The sequence below is a fragment of the Streptococcus jiangjianxini genome (assembly GCF_040225085.1).
Classification (GTDB): Bacteria; Bacillota; Bacilli; order Lactobacillales; family Streptococcaceae; genus Streptococcus; species Streptococcus jiangjianxini.
Genome location: NZ_JBEHGL010000008.1, coordinates 61,010 through 78,024, shown reverse-complemented (window position 1 = coordinate 78,024; position 17,015 = coordinate 61,010). Strand labels below are relative to the sequence as shown.

The 17,015-nt window shown below is 38.6% G+C and carries 14 protein-coding genes; 4 read left to right on the top strand and 10 right to left on the bottom strand.

The window, feature by feature from the left end; translation table 11 throughout:
* Window positions 1–126 precede the first annotated feature (126 nt).
* Window positions 127–2,682 (bottom strand): DNA mismatch repair protein MutS, encoded by a 2,556-nt coding sequence (gene mutS / locus ABP870_RS04860; RefSeq protein WP_350014345.1) that lies wholly within the window; start codon window positions 2,680–2,682, stop codon window positions 127–129.
* 11 nt (window positions 2,683–2,693) lie between these two features.
* The gene (argR, locus tag ABP870_RS04855; protein ID WP_350014344.1) at window positions 2,694–3,131 is read right to left on the bottom strand and encodes an arginine repressor; all 438 of its coding nucleotides are present in this window, start codon (window positions 3,129–3,131) and stop codon (window positions 2,694–2,696) included.
* 158 nt (window positions 3,132–3,289) lie between these two features.
* Between argR and argS the strand changes: the two genes are divergently transcribed.
* Window positions 3,290–4,981, top strand: a complete 1,692-nt coding sequence (gene argS, locus ABP870_RS04850; protein ID WP_350014343.1) for an arginine--tRNA ligase — start codon at window positions 3,290–3,292, stop codon at window positions 4,979–4,981.
* Between the two features lie 41 nt (window positions 4,982–5,022).
* Here the strand turns inward: argS and ABP870_RS04845 are convergent, their stop codons facing one another.
* Window positions 5,023–5,610, bottom strand: a complete 588-nt coding sequence (locus ABP870_RS04845; RefSeq protein WP_350014342.1) for a helix-turn-helix domain-containing protein — start codon at window positions 5,608–5,610, stop codon at window positions 5,023–5,025.
* A 289-nt stretch (window positions 5,611–5,899) separates the two neighbouring features.
* Between ABP870_RS04845 and ABP870_RS04840 the strand changes: the two genes are divergently transcribed.
* Window positions 5,900–6,346 (top strand): organic hydroperoxide resistance protein, encoded by a 447-nt coding sequence (locus ABP870_RS04840; RefSeq protein WP_350014341.1) that lies wholly within the window; start codon window positions 5,900–5,902, stop codon window positions 6,344–6,346.
* Window positions 6,347–6,794: 448 nt separating this feature from the next.
* Here ABP870_RS04840 and ABP870_RS04835 read toward each other — a convergent pair whose 3' ends face one another.
* The 6 genes from ABP870_RS04835 to ABP870_RS04810 form a co-directional block, all read right to left on the bottom strand.
* Window positions 6,795–7,673, bottom strand: a complete 879-nt coding sequence (locus tag ABP870_RS04835) for a YitT family protein (RefSeq protein ID WP_350014340.1) — start codon at window positions 7,671–7,673, stop codon at window positions 6,795–6,797.
* 215 nt (window positions 7,674–7,888) lie between these two features.
* On the bottom strand, window positions 7,889–8,827 hold the full coding sequence (locus ABP870_RS04830) for a YitT family protein (protein ID WP_350014339.1): 939 nt from the start codon (window positions 8,825–8,827) through the stop codon (window positions 7,889–7,891).
* 1 nt (window position 8,828) lies between these two features.
* Complete coding sequence (aspS, locus tag ABP870_RS04825; protein WP_350014338.1) at window positions 8,829–10,571, bottom strand: aspartate--tRNA ligase; 1,743 nt, start codon at window positions 10,569–10,571, stop codon at window positions 8,829–8,831.
* 156 nt (window positions 10,572–10,727) lie between these two features.
* Window positions 10,728–11,462, bottom strand: a complete 735-nt coding sequence (locus tag ABP870_RS04820; RefSeq protein ID WP_350014337.1) for an ABC transporter permease — start codon at window positions 11,460–11,462, stop codon at window positions 10,728–10,730.
* A complete protein-coding gene (locus tag ABP870_RS04815; RefSeq protein ID WP_350014336.1) occupies window positions 11,452–12,363 on the bottom strand; it encodes an ABC transporter ATP-binding protein in 912 nt (303 codons plus the stop codon). Before ABP870_RS04815 ends, ABP870_RS04820 begins: the two co-directional genes overlap by 11 nt.
* Before the next feature lie 19 nt (window positions 12,364–12,382).
* On the bottom strand, window positions 12,383–13,372 hold the full coding sequence (locus ABP870_RS04810) for a ThiF family adenylyltransferase (RefSeq protein ID WP_350014335.1): 990 nt from the start codon (window positions 13,370–13,372) through the stop codon (window positions 12,383–12,385).
* A gap of 88 nt (window positions 13,373–13,460) precedes the next feature.
* On the opposite strand from ABP870_RS04810, the gene ABP870_RS04805 reads away from it, so the two are divergent.
* Together ABP870_RS04805 and ABP870_RS04800 are read left to right on the top strand one after the other, a co-directional pair.
* Complete coding sequence (locus ABP870_RS04805; RefSeq protein ID WP_350014334.1) at window positions 13,461–14,174, top strand: LytR/AlgR family response regulator transcription factor; 714 nt, start codon at window positions 13,461–13,463, stop codon at window positions 14,172–14,174.
* Window positions 14,164–15,468, top strand: a complete 1,305-nt coding sequence (locus tag ABP870_RS04800) for a sensor histidine kinase (protein WP_350014333.1) — start codon at window positions 14,164–14,166, stop codon at window positions 15,466–15,468. Before ABP870_RS04805 ends, ABP870_RS04800 begins: the two co-directional genes overlap by 11 nt.
* Before the next feature lie 188 nt (window positions 15,469–15,656).
* Here the strand turns inward: ABP870_RS04800 and hisS are convergent, their stop codons facing one another.
* Window positions 15,657–16,937, bottom strand: coding sequence for a histidine--tRNA ligase (hisS, locus tag ABP870_RS04795; protein WP_350014332.1), 1,281 nt, complete (start codon window positions 16,935–16,937; stop codon window positions 15,657–15,659).
* Between the last annotated feature and the right edge of the window lie 78 nt (window positions 16,938–17,015).

Below are 17,015 nucleotides of genomic sequence, written 5' to 3'. Positions count from 1 at the left end.
AATACTTAATCATCTTAGACAATAAAAAGCCTATGAAAGGTCTGAAGCACACTCCAATCGTTAGATTTTTGATCTAACTTTTTGAGAGTCAGGACAATCATAAACTTTTTGATTTTTCATAAAACACTAAAGTAATTTTTTAAGTTCAAACAAAGTATTCATGGCTTCCATCGGTGTCAGATTTAGCACATCAACTTTCTCCAGTTGAGCCACCAATTCAGCATACTGGTCATCTGCAAAAAGAGACAGTTGACCTACTGGTTCCTCAACTTGATTGGTTGAAGCCGACTCTGAGAGTGGTTCCGTATTCAATTGTGCGGAATGGCTCTCCAAATCTTGCAAAATACGATCCGCTCTTGTGAGCACTGAAGCGGGTAAGCCTGCAATTTTAGCAACATGAACCCCATAAGATTTATCAGCCGGGCCTTCAGAAATCTTATGGAGAAAAGTTACCTCACCTTTCTCCTCTACTGTTGCTACATGAACATTGACAAGACTTGTCAATGTCGTTGACAAGTCTGTCAACTCATGATAGTGCGTTGCAAACATGGTTTTTGCCTTAATCTGATCATGAATGTACTCAATAATAGACTGGGCTAAAGCCATACCATCATAGGTCGCCGTTCCCCGTCCTAACTCATCAAAAAGAATAAGAGAATCTGACGTGGCTCGATTGATAGCTTGGTTAGCTTCCATCATTTCAACCATGAAAGTAGACTGTCCCGAAATCAGATCATCTGCCGCTCCAATACGGGTAAATATAGCATCAAAAACTGGTAGATTGATAGTATCAGCTGCCACATAGCCACCCATTTGAGCCATCACTACAGATAAGGCGAGCTGTCTCATGTAGGTTGACTTACCACTCATATTTGGACCAGTAATCAACTGGATCGTGGTTTCTTGATCGAAGTGAATATTATTTGGGATGTATACTTGCGTTCCCATAACCTTTTCCACTACTGCGTGTCGCCCATCAACAATCTCAATGACGTGTTGGTCATTAAAAACAGGTCGCACGTAATGATTAGTCTCAGCAACAACAGCCAAACTTTGCAACACATCGACTTTTGCCAAAACTTTTGCTAGGGTCTGCAGGCGATCGATATAAGTCTCCACACGAGCACGAAGTCGCATAAAAATCTCGTATTCTAGATTAGCTGATTGCTCCCGCGCTTCCAACATATCTCCCTCAATCTTAGCCAGTTCTGCTGTTCCAAAACGTTCTGAATTTTTCAGTGTTGCTTTTCTAAAAAAATAATCTGGCACCAAGGAAAGATTAGAGTTTGTCACATGGAAATAGTAACCATCTTTTTTATTATAGTCAATTTTAAGACTAGAAATTCCCGAAGCTTGACGCTCTTTCGCTTCAATGTCAGCAATCCAAGCTCGCCCCTCTTTCATGACTTTACGATAGTGATCTAAAGTGTCATCAAATCCTGTACGAATAATACCACCTTCTGAAATAGTTGCTGGCGCATCTGGATCAATGGCTAAACGAATCAAAGATTCCAAATCAGGAATACTGTCAATTTGCTTGTCAACCTTGTCAATAACATCAACTTCAAAAGCTGATAAGACAGCCTTTATAACAGGAACTTTCGTCAAAGTATTTCCTAATTGTAGAAGATCCTTAGGAGACGCTTTGCCAAAAGAGACACGACTAGCTAAACGCTCAATATCATAAACACCTTTGAGACTTTCCGTCAAATCACTTCGATTAATAAAGTCATCTAAAAAAGCTTGAATAATATCCTGACGCTCCTTAATCTCATCAAAGCGAAGAAGAGGGCGGTCAATCCATTGGCGCAGGAGACGCATACCCATGGCTGTTTTCGTTTCATCGAGCAGCCAAAAGAGACTTCCGTGCTTCTTACCAGTACGAGCATTCTCCAGCAAATCCAGACTAGACTTAGTAGCATAAGTCATCTGTAAGTAATCCTTAACCTCATAATGTACCAAGGCCTGAAGGTGCTTGAGCTCTCTCTTTTGTGTACGGTGAACATAAGAAAGTAATTTTAAGGCACTTGTCTGTTCCAGAGGACTTAAGTCATCTGAAACCAATTCTCTGTCTTCAAAAAGCTGATTTTCATAAGACAGAATCAAATTCATTTGCTTCGCAAAGACTTCCTTATCTTCATCTGAAAGTTCAAAACCAATAAGTAACTCTTTTGCTCTGAGGTTCTGGATTTCACTTTTGACCGTCAAAAAGTCGGCCAAGACAGTCACCATGAACTCACCCGTAGCCAAATCCATATAAGCAAGACCATATTGGCTACCATCAAAATCTAGGGCTACCAAAAAGTTATTAGCACTATCTGGCTTACTAGAATCCACTGCTGTTCCTGGTGTGATCACTTGAACCACATCACGCTTGACCACACCAACAGCCTGCTTGGGGTCCTCCATCTGCTCTGCAATAGCAACCTTATATCCCATTTCTACTAAAACATCAATGTAGGCTTGGGCAGAATGATACGGCACACCCGCCATGGGAATCGGATTCTCAGCGTTTTTGTTACGGCTAGTTAAGCTAATTTCTAAAATTTGTGCCGCCTTAACCGCATCTTCATAAAATAATTCGTAGAAGTCCCCCATCCGAAAAAGCAAAAAAGCATCTGGATAATCTGCCTTAATATCCAGATACTGCTGCATACCAGGGGAAATTTTTTCTTTTACCATGGTTAATCCTTTTACAATTGTGCTGAAATATCTTGGTAAATCGCTTCTGCCGTCTCTTCATTTTGACAGATAACCAAGAGCGTGTCTGCCCCCGCAACCGTACCCAAAATATCACCGCGGTCTTCTTGATCGATAATATTGGCTAAAACATCTGCTTCGCCTAAATTAGTACTCAGAACAAGCATAAATTGAACTTTCGAGACCTTATTGACAAAGTCACTAGCTCGTTTACTAAAATGCTTGGCATTCATTTCATTCAAGCTATAGTAAAGTTTCCCTTTGTCACTACGCAGCTTTATTAAGCCTATCTCGCGTAAATCTCTGGATAAGGTTGCCTGAGTCACAAAAATATCTTGGTGCTCCAAGAGAGTCTTGATTTCTTCTTGCGTACCAACTTGATGATGTGTAATAATACGCTTAATTGCCGCATGTCGTTGTATTTTATTCATTTTTATTGTATCCTTTTTACTCTGACTCATCCTAAATTATAGCAAAAAAGGCTGATTTTTTCATCTTTTATCTAAATTCATAGAATTTCAAAAAAGTCTACTAAGCTTTTGAAAAAATATGTTAAAATGGTTAATAACAAAAAACCAAAGGAGACATCATGACTGAAAAACAACTAATCGCCTCAAAACTTGCTGCCGTCTTAAATGACCTGGATCAAGAGGCCATTGAACAACTACTTGAAAAACCTAAAAATGCTAGCATGGGAGACTTAGCTTTCCCAGCATTTTCATTAGCTAAAATCCTTCGCAAGGCACCAAATCTGATTGCAGCTGAAGTTGCTGAAAAAATCGATGCTTCTGACTTCGAAAAAGTACAGGCAGTTGGACCTTACATCAACTTTTTCTTAGACAAATCAAAAATCTCAGGACAAGTCTTAGCAGAGGTTGTTCAACATGGCAGCCACTACGCTGACCAAAATCTTGGCCAAAATCGCAACATTGTCTTTGATATGTCTAGCCCTAACATTGCCAAACCGTTCTCTATTGGACACTTACGTTCGACTGTCATAGGAGATAGTTTAGCAAACATCGTGGAAAAATTAGGCTATAACCCTGTACGTATCAATCACCTCGGGGATTGGGGCAAGCAGTTTGGTATGCTCATTGTTGCTTATAAAAAATGGGGCGATCAAGCTGCCGTTGAAGCTAATCCAATCTCAGAACTTCTCAAACTTTATGTTCGTATCAATGCCGAAGCTGAAGACGACCCTTCCCTTGATGACGAAGCACGTGAATGGTTCCGTAAATTAGAAGCTAATGACGAGGAAGCTGTTTCTCTTTGGCAGTGGTTCCGTGATGAAAGTCTTGTTGAATTTAACCGAATCTATCAAGGACTTGAAGTGGATTTTGATTCTTACAATGGTGAGGCCTTCTACAATGACAAGATGGATGAAGTTATTGATCTTTTAGAAGAAAAAGGCCTTCTCCAAGACTCTCGGGGAGCTCAAGTCGTTAACCTTGAAAAATATGGTATCGAACACCCAGCTATGATTAAAAAATCGGACGGTGCTACACTTTATATCACCCGTGACCTCGCAGCTGCTCTTTACCGTAAACGTACTTATGACTTCGCTAAATCAATCTATGTTGTTGGTAACGAACAGGCTGCCCACTTCAAACAGCTTAAAGCTGTTCTGAAAGAAATGGGATATGACTGGTCAGATGATATGCATCACGTTGCTTTTGGTCTTGTTACTAAAGAGCGTAAAAAATTGTCAACTCGTAAAGGGAATGTTATCCTTTTAGAACCTACAATCAACGAAGCTGTTAAGCGTGCCCAATCTCAGATCGATGCTAAGAACCCAGATCTTCCAAATAAAGAAGCTATCGCCCATGCTGTCGGTGTCGGAGCTATCAAATTCTACGATCTTAAAACAGACCGTATGAACGGTTATGACTTTGACCTTGATACCATGGTTTCCTTCGAGGGAGAAACTGGACCTTACGTTCAATACGCTCATGCACGTATCCAGTCAATCTTGCGTAAAGCTGATTTTAAACCAAATACCGAAGCAAGCTACAGCCTGTCTGACAACGAAAGCTGGGAAATTATCAAGTTGATTCAAGACTTCCCACGTGTTATCAGACGTGCTTCGGACAACTATGAGCCATCAATCATCGCTAAATTTGCCATCAATTTAGCACAAAGTTTCAACAAATACTATGCACACACACGTATTCTCGATGACAATCCAGAACGTGATAGTCGCCTAGCACTTTCATACGCGACAGCAACTGTTCTAAAAGAAGCTCTTCGTCTTCTTGGTGTTGAAGCACCAAACGAAATGTAATAGTATGAAAAAACACGACCCCCACGGGCGTGTTTTTTACATTATGGTAAGCACCTCATATAAATCAAGGCAAGAAGAGTGGCTAAAACTGCAAAAGCTAGAATGACACCAAGAACAATCAAAGGCTTTTGATAAGGGTACTTAGCTTTTTCAATTCTTGTCTCTAACTCATCCAAAGTTTTTCCTTGACTAAAGGCAAGAATTTGACGATAAGTTTTCAAATCATAATTGTCCTTTATTTTTTCAACCTTATGAGCATAATAAATTCCAAAAGCTGCTAAAGGAAGATAAACTAGCATTCCCCACCAATCTAAATAATAAAAAGCAGGAAACATAGTAAACAAGAGAGCTAACATTGCCCACATCATCTTTTTGGTATAACAATCCATAAGATCGATATCTTCTTTCTTAACAATTTTTTTCATTTTCTCGAGATCTCCTTCAATTAGTTGAGCCAAGGAAACCTTAAAACAATGACTAAGTAAGACAAGCGAGTGAACATCTGGATAGGACTTTTCAGTCTCCCAGTTGGAGATCGTTTGTCTAGTCACATAAATCTTCTCCGCCAAATCCTCCTGAGATAAGTTGAACTGCTGGCGATAACTTTTAATATTTTTTCCAACTTCCAAGTGATACCTCCTTTCTAAAATCTGCTACAAATTTCCTGATTTCCTTGGTCACTCTTAGTCTATAGCTTTTATTAAATCTATTCTACCAAATCTTTTTGATACGACATAAAAAAGGGTTGTCAAAATATTTTGACAAGCGATTTGAAGCATTACCTTTACAAACTTGTCAACCTGACTGTCTTTTTCGCTAAAGAGAGCGGCTAAGGCTGATTTGTCAATTTAATAAACAACTAGTCTGCCTTTTGACCTTGAAAGTGTTATAATAACATTAGATATGGGAGGTACTGATATGTCAAATTATCAAAAAATCTATGAAACTTCTGCTGTTAACACTGGTGGACGTAGCGGTATTAGCTATGTTGAAAACAGTAGTTTTCAAGTCACAATCTCAAACCCTAAAGAAATGGGAGGTGACGGCAATGGTACAAATCCTGAACAATTGTTTGCACTTGGTTACTCAGCCTGCTTCAACAGTGCCTTAGAAGTTGTACTTGGACTAGAAAATATCAAAGCTAAGTCAATGATTACCCAACGCACACAACTTTTCAAAGCTGATGGCGCTGATTTCAAACTAGGCGTTGAAATCGAAGTTTCTGTTGATGGTAAATCAGCAGATGAAGCTAAAGAACTAGGTGAAAAAGCTCATGAAGTGTGTCCTTACTCTAAAGCGACACGTGGTAATATCGATGTCACCATTATTGGTGTTGATTACGATGCCAATAAAGAAGCTAGATAACTAGGGCTAGGCTCTATCGTTTCTGTAGTAGGTAAATGCCACCACAGAGACGATAGGGCTTTTTGAGTATTGAAAAAACTTCTAATACTCATCCAAAATCAAAAAATAACACGATGTATCAAATAGCAAAATAAGATTCCGTAATTTAGAGCGAACGAAGGAATATTTTCGCCGTAGCGGTATTATTAGTGACAGTCTTGCTGTCACTAATAACGGAATTTTTGAGACCTAGGCTCAAAAATTAGAAATGAAACTCCAAAGGAGGTTGCTTCCGTCCGTACTACTTAAGAAAAGATCAAAAAAGTTACTTTTTGAAATTAACTGAGTATAACGACTACAATAACAAGCAACGAAACCACTCTTCTTAAAAAACTAAAAAGAGAAGACCAGAATGTTCTCCTCTCGTACTTCATATTATTCCTCGTTTATAATTAACCAGCCCTCTTGTTTATAACCTTTTGTCGACTTTTTTTCGCCTAATTTTGAAATCTGAAGAAATCACTTCATCAACATTAAGCACTGAAATAAAGGCATCTGGATCGAGTACTGCTAAAATATCTTTGACTTCACGCACCTCACTAGGATTCAAAACGACGTAAAGAACATCAAAGTCATGACCGGTATAAGCACCTTTTCCTTGCAGATAAGTCACTCCTCGACTGATTTCTTGTAAAATAGCTGCCGCAGCCTTGTCCGACTCTTTGGTAATAATCAACATACCACGAACCATATAACCACCATTTTGGACAACTGTCAGCACTTGACTAAAAACAAAACTAGCGATTAAAGTATAGAGCATGTGCTTTAGATCAATATAAACCAAAGAAGATGCTAACACCAAAACATCAATCATCAGTAAAGTTTGACCCAGATTCATCCCTATTTTTTCTTCCAAAACGCGACCAACAATATCTGTACCGCCAGTTGTAGCACCGTAACGAAAGACAATTCCACTGCCCGTTCCAGAAAAAATACCTGCTACAATCGCGACCAACATCATATCATCTTGTAAACCAAGCTCCATCGGAATACGTTGCCAAATCCAAATGAAAATAGATAGGGTAACAGTGCCATAAATCGTTAGCAGCAACGATTTCTTTCCAAAAACGCGCGCTCCCAAAACAAAGAGAGGTAAATTAATCAGTAGCGACGACAAGGCAGGATCTACACCAAAAAGAGCGTGTAAAATCAAAGTGATCCCCGATACACCACCCTCTGCTAGATGATTTGCCATATTGAAGTTCACAAACCCAAAGGCATATAGAGCTGTCCCTAATGCAATCCAAACCAGATGAATACTATCTGAAAGATGCCATCTAAATTTCATACCATTACCTCTTCTTAACATCTTAATTTTCAAAGATGACTGTTTCATTTCATCGTCATAAAAAGAACTGGTAGCTCCTTTTACCTTATAATAATCATTAAAAAGTCCAAACCATAGTAGGAAAATCCCTTCGACTATTTAACAATTCAACCCCAGGCTGCCTTGCCTCTTATTATACAATGTCTAACCTCGGGTTAAAAAGAGTCTCAGCCTCTTTAGTCATCGTTAAATCTTCCGATTATCTGAACGTTCTCCGAAATAGAAACAAATGCTCGAGGATCTGCTTTTGCCATTAGTTGTTTAAATTCTGTATATTCTTCCCTTGTGATGATAGCTAAGAGCACCGCCTTATTCTCATGTTTATAAGTCCCATGAGCATCATTTATCGAAGTTACGCCACGATGTAACTTCTTATGAATCATAGCCACCACACGCTCAGGTCTTGATGTTACAATCATGGCCTGCATTTTCTTTTGCTTAGTATAAATGGCATCAGTGACACGACTTGACACAAAAATAGTTATCATGGAGTAGAGTGCATATTGCCAACCGAAAAGAAGACCAGCAAAAATCATAATCACCCCATTAACAATGAGGGAAATACTACCTACATTACGATCTGTTTTCTTCCGAATAGTCAAGGAAACAATATCGGTCCCACCACTAGAAATTCGAGAGCGAAGCCCAGCACCGACACCTAAGCCCATGAACAATCCACCAAAAATAGCGTTAATCAAGGGATCAGTTGTTAAAGTCACCTGTGGCATGAGATGGATAAACAAAGAACTCATCGAAACTGCCATAAAGGTAAAGACAGTGAATTTATGACCGATTGTGTACCAAGCCAGAATCAACAATGGGAGATTGATAGCATAAAAGGTCAAGGAAATGGGAGCTGCATAACCAAAACTTCTCTCCGTCAGGGCTGATATGACTTGTGCCAAACCTGTTGCACCACTTGAATAGACATGGCCAGGCTGAAAAAAGAAATTCACAGCGATACTAGATAACATACCATAAAGCAGAGAAGCCGAGATCTTCTCTGCGTATTTTTCTTTGGAGATACTTCGTAAGGTACGCCACAAACCAAACCGTTTTGCAACAACATTTACTTCATATCTTACTTTTTTAAGAAAAGTCGTTTTTTTAGTCATTTTACTGTAATTGTAAGGCTAATTCCTCAAGTTGTTTGTCAGCAACCACACTCGGTGCCTGCGTCATAGGATCTGTCGCTTTATTATTTTTAGGGAAGGCAATCACTTCGCGAATATTGTCCTTGCCAGCTAGAAGCATGACAAAGCGGTCAAGACCAATCGCTAAACCACCATGTGGAGGAAAGCCGTAATCCATCGCTTCTAATAAGAAACCAAATTGCTCATAGGCCTCTTCTTCTTTAAATCCAAGCGCCTTAAGCATACGCTCTTGCATCTCTTTTTCGTTAATACGAAGACTTCCGCCACCAAGTTCATAACCATTTAGAACAATATCGTAGGCAACGGCACGGACATTGGCTAATTCACCTTCAAGCTCATGAGCTGAGTCTTTCGTTGGCAAGGTGAACGGATGATGGGCTGACATGTAACGTCCCTCTTCTTCAGACCATTCAAACATTGGCCAATCTACAACCCAAAGGAAGTTGAATTTAGAATTGTCAACCATGTCAAGTTCTTTGGCAATACGTCCACGTAAAGCACCCAGCGTATCATTAGCTACTTCAAGCTTATCTGCAACAAATAGCACCAAGTCATTCTCTTCAAGTTGTAAAGCAGCTGTCAAGTCATCTTCGATGGTTGTCAAGAATTTAGCAACAGGACCAGCAATAGCGCCGTCTGTTACCTTAATCCAAGCAAGGCCTTTAGCCCCAAATTGCTTAGCAAATTCAGTCATCTTATCGATGTCTTTACGGGAATATTTGTCTGCGCTCCCTTTAACGACAATTGCTTTAACAGCTGGTGCTTCTGAGAAAACTTTAAAGTCAACATCCTTGACAACATCTGTCAAGTCTTGTAAAAGCATATCAAAACGTGTATCTGGTTTGTCTGAACCGTAGAGATTCATGGCATCATCATAAGCTATACGCGGAAACGGCAAGGTTACATCAATCCCTTTAGTATCTTTCATGACTTTGGCAATCATGCCTTCAACAATATCTTGAATTTCTTGCTCATTGAGAAATGATGTTTCCAAATCAACCTGTGTAAACTCTGGTTGACGGTCTCCACGCAAGTCCTCATCACGGAAACACTTCACAATTTGATAGTAGCGATCAAAACCAGCATTCATTAACAGTTGTTTCGTGATTTGTGGGCTTTGTGGCAAAGCGTAAAAATGCCCTTGGCTAACACGAGACGGTACAAGATAATCTCGGGCACCTTCCGGTGTTGACTTAGTCAGCATTGGTGTCTCAACATCGATAAATTCAAGCTCATCCAAATAATTACGGATAGAATGTGTCACCTTGGCACGTAGTTTGAAGTTTTCTAACATTTCTGGACGACGAAGATCCAAATAACGGTATTTCAGACGATTGTCATCAGACACCTCCACACCATCTTTAATTTCAAAAGGTGTTGTTTTGGCAACATTAAGAATGCTCAAGGCGCTTACTTTCAACTCAACGGCACCCGTTGCAAGATTATCGTTAGCCTGCTGGCGTGCTTCAACAGTCCCTGTCACCTCAATAACATATTCGTTACGAAGGCTTTCAGCAGTTGCCATCACATCACTTGAAACCTCTTCAGGATTGATCACCAGCTGCATAATCCCTTCACGGTCACGCAAATCAATAAAAATCAATCCCCCTAGATCGCGACGACGACCTACCCAACCTTTGAGGGTGATTTCAGTTCCAATGTGTTCACTACGAACACGACCAGCATACATACTACGTTCAGTCATTTTATTCTCCGTATATCAGTATTTCATACGCAAGACCTGCGTATCATTCCTTATCATTATAGCAAAAAGCACTTAAAAACCCCACCCTTTTAGGGGGAGTTTTGAGAAAAACAATCCTTTACTCTAGGGATTCCCTATCATCATTTATAGTGATGATTATACTTTTCGGTGTAGTTGCCACACTGAGAGGGAACTCGTCAAGAGCAACCAAAACAATAAGACAAAAATGTCACGAGCAGCCACAGGATAATCTTGATAGACAGATAACCTAATGAGATTTCCAGCAGGGACAAAGGGGAGAAGGCTGTACAGCCTTAGTAAAAAGGCAGGTATTCTATCTGCGGGAAACATTATAGGTGAAAATAGTAAGCCAATCATGAGGATTAATTGAGTGATTAGAGACATGGCACTTGGTGAGGTCGAATAGGCAATGGCAAATCCTATTGATAGCATGGTTAATAGGATTAACCATAGAAGCCCAAAACTCCCAATAGACAGCTGTGGTAAAAATTGAAATTTTACAAAGACTGTGATTAGAGATAGGATGACACCCAAAAAAGAAACGATAGCCCAAATAAACAGTTCAGAAAAGAGAATAAAACTTCTTTTTACAGGTAAGGTTTTCAAGTAGGTTACGAGTCCATCTTGCTTTGCGCTACTGATAGTTTGCGCAGCAATGGTACAACCTATTGTTATCATACCTAAAGTCACTGCACCTGAAGCCAAATAAAGTTGCGCTTCTAGAGTTCTGGGTTCTACAATTAATGAATAGCCATAAATCAGAGCAATAGACATGAAAAATTGGACAATACTACAAAGTATTATTAGAGATTTATTTCTGACATAACTCCAAATTAACAAACCTCGTATCTGTTGATAATTACTTTTCATTGGATAGGACCTCATAATAATCATTTAAGCCTAGTGTAGATAGGTGGTAGTTACTGATCGTTTTAGCTATGATAGCATCCTGCAACCAAGTCAATAATACGGGTAAATCGGGTGTTTCAATCCTTGCTGAAACCTCCAAACTATCACTGATAGTACAGTCTAAGGGAAAACTCTCCATTGTTTTTTGAGAATATACCGTGAAACGAACTAAGTGACCTGCCATGTTCTCAAGCGATTTGACGTTTCCACTTGCCTTTACTACTCCTTGCTCTAACATATAATACTTATCAGCGTATTTTTCTACTTCTAAAATATTATGTGTCACAATGATAAGAATATGCCCTCTTGAAGCCAACTTTCTAAGATATAACCATAGGCGAGTCCTTCTCATCGGATCCACATCATTTGTCGGTTCATCCAGCAAAATGATTTTAGGAGCACCAACAATCGCCATGGCAAATGAAGTCAGGCGTTTAAGTCCACCTGATAGCTTTTCTCCTTTTTGATTCTCCCATTTTGTGATGTCTAATGCCTCTAAAATATCATCAACTTCATCTTTTAAAGCAGCTGGATCTATCCCTCGGATGGCTCCAATCGAGCTTATGGCTTGCCTCACACTTACCCCTTTCAAAGGAGCATGCATTTGCGGCATCATTGAAGTGTAAGATCTAGCTAGCTTGGGAGATTTCGTAAACGATTCTTGTAAATAGGAGATGTCTCCCTTATCTGAATCTGTTATACCGATGATTTGATTCAACAAGGTGGTTTTTCCTGCACCATTATGCCCTATTAAAGCTGTGATTTCTCCTTCGTTGAATTCACAATTCAACTCTTTGTTTGCAAACTGTTTCCCCTTAGCGTATCTTTTAGAGATATTCCTCACTGCTAAACAATTCTTCATATTCTATTCCTTCTTACCATCATGAATTATAATGATTAAAAATTTCCCACTCAGAAACAGTTCCTTTTCCACAAGTTGGGCACTCATCTTCATATCTAGGCCATGGTTTATGACAGAACGAAGCACCTGTTTCATAATTAATCTCAAATTGTGTACTTAAACTCATTGGTTCAGTATATTTTGTTAAAAGTCTTACTGATTCATCAACTATAGCACTACATAACTGAAGAATTGCAGGTGCATAAGCTATTGTGGGAGGATCAAATTTAATTTTCTGAAAGCCAATAAATTGATCTATAAAGTTAGGAGACGTCTTTGTATAATGGATATTTAGACAGTCAAAGCATCCTGTTTTTTTGGGGATAACACTATAAACTCGACCCCTACTTACTTGCGACCCTCCAAAGACACAAGGTACTCCTACTTTAACAATGGCTTTATTAACTATTCTTTGTGCTACAAAAGGCGGTTCGTCTATTGCACAAATAACCAGATCAATGCCATCAAGTAATTCTACTACATCAGACACAGAAGTAATTTTTTTAGTAATGGCATTTATGCTAACAGATGAATTCATCTTCTGAAACTCTCTTAAAGCCGTTTCTGTCTTCAATTTCCCTATATCATCTTCTTTATACAGCAGTTGCCTTCCTAAATTCGAACTTTCAACTTTATCATAATCTACAATTGTTAATTTTTTAGGACCTATGCCAGCTAGTAAACTTAAAATATTAGAGCCTCCTCCCCCCAGACCCAATAATAAAATTGAACTTTCATTTAGTTTTCTTTGTACAGTTAAACTTTCATCATAGCTACCAAGATAGCGTCTAAAATAATTAACATTCGACATATACCGTTCTTCAACAAGGTTAACATCCTGATACTCTTCTATAAAACCTTCTTTGTCTAATAATTCCAAAGCGAATACAATATCATCATGTGTTACCTCAGGGTAGATTGCCTGCAAATCAGCCTCAATTGATAGCCCTATTTTAGCAAGTCTTCCCAATCGATAGAAAATTCTGTCAAAAATAGCCGTTTTTAAGTAAAATTTGGTACAATAGTATAAATTTTTTTCAAACAGGAGGAGATTTTTGATGATTCGTATCGCTTTATGTGATGATGACAAGGGAGTTGGTTCAATGGTTGAAGATGCCCTTGATAAATTCTCAAATAATTCCTATTTTTCATTAGACGTCTATGAACATCCTCGTAAATTGTATGAAAAAATACTAACAGATTATCAATTGTTTATTTTAGATATTGAAATGGGAGATAGCTCTGGTATCGAACTGGCAGAATACATTAGAAGTAAACATGCTGATGCCATAATCATTTTTTTAACAAATCATCGTGACTACATGGAACAGATTTTTCACGTACAGACCTTCGATTATCTGCTTAAACCTCTTGATAGAGAAAGATTTTATCAGTGTCTGAACCGTAGCTTGAAAATTTTGGAAAATACCAATCACTATTTTACCTTTTCCTACAATCATGCCTACTATAAATTACCTCTTAAAGACATTATTTTTTTCGAAAAGGACGGTAGAAAGGTTTATATCCATACAAGGTATGAAACCTACACTGCTCTCTTATCAACCAAGGAGGTTCTTGTTCAAGTTTCCCAACAATTTATTCAAATTCATAACTCCTATATCTTTAATGTCAACTATTTCTACAAATTTGAAAAACAAATGATTACACTTCTTCAAGAGTCACAATTTATCAAACTGCCCGTTAGTCGAAAATTTAAACGACACTTACAAGATACTATTCTAATGAAATTGAAAGACAGTAATGGTTATTAAAGGCTTATTTCATCTCTATACAGCTATCATCAACATATTAGTTATCAACTATTTTTTCTCAAGAGCGACACCCCAAAAAATCAACCAGCTCATCTCCATCCTCACACTTGGAGTGCTTGTAATCATTGAGGTTCTAGCCAACTGCTTCTTAAGGACTAACTTAGCTTCCCTTATCACTGTGATCTGCTCTTTTCTCACTTCTTTCTATATCGCTTCTATTTATGATTATGGCAGAAAACAAGGGCTTTTCTGGGCAATTCTTCTGCAAACTATTGGTCTTCTATTCGAAGCCATCCTAGGCTTTAGCCTAACCCTGTTCTTTGGGGATGCCTTGATAAATTCGGCGACATTTACCTTTATTTATATTAACTTATTAGCCATTTTAAGCATCATCATGAGTTTTTATTTAAAACATTTTTTCTTGTTTGAACTCAGTGATACTGATAACCACTATAAACAAGGGGCTTGGATTATCTGCTTATCGCTAATTCCTGCCATCACCTGTGCTCTACTCTTTTTTCAATTATTTGATAGCTCAACTCATTACGAATTGGATGCCTCAACCCTTATCTACTCCTTTGGTTTTATGGCAATAACGATTATCTCTCTGTACACCTATCGTTACATGATGATTCAAAATACTAATCATTACAATACCAAACTTGATAATATCAGATTTCAAGCGCAACTCCACAATATGCAAAATCTCAAGGATTCTCACCTGAAAGTCCGAGCATTAAAACACGACCTACACAACCATCATATCGTTCTAATAGGTCTCTTAAAGCAAGAAAAATTTGATGAGGCTGAGCAACTCATCAACAATAATCTAGCACAACTTACCGAGACTAACGATACCTTTTTTACCAATGAACTGATATTAAATCACTTGCTAAACCAAAAGTCGCAAACTGCCAAAGAAAATAATATCTGCTTATCCATCAGTTGTCTCATCCCTTCCTCTACACGTCTAAAAACAGATATAATAGCTATCATCGTGGGAAACCTTTTGGATAATAGCATTTCAGCAGTCATCCGAAACAAAAGAACGACTGAGAAAAAAATCAATCTTATCATCAATCTTTATAATGAGAAACTATATATCGCCATAGAAAATAGCTTCGATCCTCAAGAAGCACACTCTCGAAAACAACGACTTTATGATGGATTGGGTCTTCGAAATATCAAAGACATCGTTAACCGTTACCATGGACTCTATCAGCAAGAAATCAATGAGAACATCTACAAAATCACCATTTTATTTCCTCACGTTGATAGTATTACAAATAAATAAGCAGGTAGCATCTCAACTTGAAACAAAAAGTACATGTAAAAAAGCGATTCGAGCAAGATTTCAAACTTCTGGAATCTTACTCGAATCGCTTTTTATAGTTGTTTTTAATAACCTCTTACAAACCAAGACTAAACCAAAATCACTTAAGAACAAATTATTAGCGATTTTGATGTCTAAATAATATTATCCTATGCTTCTAACCTCTGGAGAATGCTTGCAAAATCTTCGCTAATCTCTTCAAAAGTTACTGTCACCTCTTGACGGGTAATATTATTTTTAACAGTTACTTGTCCTGCCTCAACTTCACTGCCGCCTAAAGTCATAATTGTTTTAGCCTTAAAAGCATCCGCTGATTTGAATTGGGCCTTGATTTTGCGACCGAGAACATCACGCTCTGCTGTAAAACCTTGACTGCGAACAGCTTGAACAAGCTCCAAAGCTTTGCTATTGGCTTCAGCCCCTAAAACAGCAATATATAGATCCATGTCAGATTCAATTGGTAGTTCAATTCCCTGTTTGTCAATAACCATTAGCAATCGTTCCAATCCAAGACCAAAACCAAAACCAGGTGTCTCAGGCCCACTAAAATACTCAACCAAGCCATCGTAACGACCACCTGCACAGATGGTCAATTCTGATTTTTCAACAGTTGTGATGAATTCAAAAATGGTGTGATTGTAGTAATCAAGCCCGCGAACCATGTTGGTGTCAATCACGTAAGGGATATTAAGGGCTTCAAGCATGGCACGCACTTCATCAAAATGCGTTTGGCTCTCCTCATCTAAGAAATCCAAGATAGATGGCGCATTTTCAACGGCAATCTTATCTTCTTTTTCTTTAGAATCAAGAACACGAAGAGGGTTTTCCTCCAAACGGCGTTGACTATCTTTAGAAAGACGATCACGCATCGGGGTTAAGTAATCAATCAAGGCTTGACGATAAGCTTGACGGCTAGAAGTATTTCCAAGACTGTTAAGATGAAGGACGATATCCTTGACACCGAGTTCCGTGAAGAGTTGGTAAGCCATGGCGATCGTCTCAACATCTGTAGCGGGATTGCTTGAACCAAAAGCTTCAACACCGATTTGGTGGAATTCACGTAGACGACCGGCTTGAGGACGCTCATAACGGAACATAGAGCCGATATAATACATTTTAACAGGCTTTTGTACTTCTGGTGCAAAGAGTTTGTTTTCCACATAAGAACGTACAACAGGTGCTGTTCCTTCAGGCCTGAGGGTAATATGACGATCACCCTTGTCGTGAAAGTCGTACATCTCTTTGGTGACAATGTCAGTCGTATCACCTACTGAACGCGAAATCACTTCGTAGTGTTCAAACATTGGTGTTCGAATTTCACCATAATTATATTTTTTAAAGGTCTCACGCGCAAAGTTTTCGACATATTGCCATTTGGCACTATCTGCAGGAAGAATATCCTGGGTTCCTTTAGGTTTTTGTAGTTTCATTCTCATCAAATACAGAGGCCATACCATTCAGAGTCAATAGACAATCATGATCCGTAACAGATTTTAGTGATTGCATTG

Bases quoted from the DNA above. Each gene is read 5' to 3' on its own strand.
- mutS (WP_350014345.1), bottom strand. From the start codon at position 2,682: ATGGTAAAAGAAAAAATTTCCCCTGGTATGCAGCAGTATCTGGATATT.
- argR (WP_350014344.1), bottom strand. From the start codon at position 3,131: ATGAATAAAATACAACGACATGCGGCAATTAAGCGTATTATTACACAT.
- argS (WP_350014343.1), top strand. From the start codon at position 3,290: ATGACTGAAAAACAACTAATCGCCTCAAAACTTGCTGCCGTCTTAAAT.
- ABP870_RS04840 (WP_350014341.1), top strand. From the start codon at position 5,900: ATGTCAAATTATCAAAAAATCTATGAAACTTCTGCTGTTAACACTGGT.
- ABP870_RS04835 (WP_350014340.1), bottom strand. From the start codon at position 7,673: ATGAAATTTAGATGGCATCTTTCAGATAGTATTCATCTGGTTTGGATT.
- ABP870_RS04830 (WP_350014339.1), bottom strand. From the start codon at position 8,827: ATGACTAAAAAAACGACTTTTCTTAAAAAAGTAAGATATGAAGTAAAT.
- aspS (WP_350014338.1), bottom strand. From the start codon at position 10,571: ATGACTGAACGTAGTATGTATGCTGGTCGTGTTCGTAGTGAACACATT.
- ABP870_RS04820 (WP_350014337.1), bottom strand. From the start codon at position 11,462: ATGAAAAGTAATTATCAACAGATACGAGGTTTGTTAATTTGGAGTTAT.
- ABP870_RS04815 (WP_350014336.1), bottom strand. From the start codon at position 12,363: ATGAAGAATTGTTTAGCAGTGAGGAATATCTCTAAAAGATACGCTAAG.
- ABP870_RS04805 (WP_350014334.1), top strand. From the start codon at position 13,461: ATGATTCGTATCGCTTTATGTGATGATGACAAGGGAGTTGGTTCAATG.
- ABP870_RS04800 (WP_350014333.1), top strand. From the start codon at position 14,164: ATGGTTATTAAAGGCTTATTTCATCTCTATACAGCTATCATCAACATA.
- hisS (WP_350014332.1), bottom strand. From the start codon at position 16,937: ATGAAACTACAAAAACCTAAAGGAACCCAGGATATTCTTCCTGCAGAT.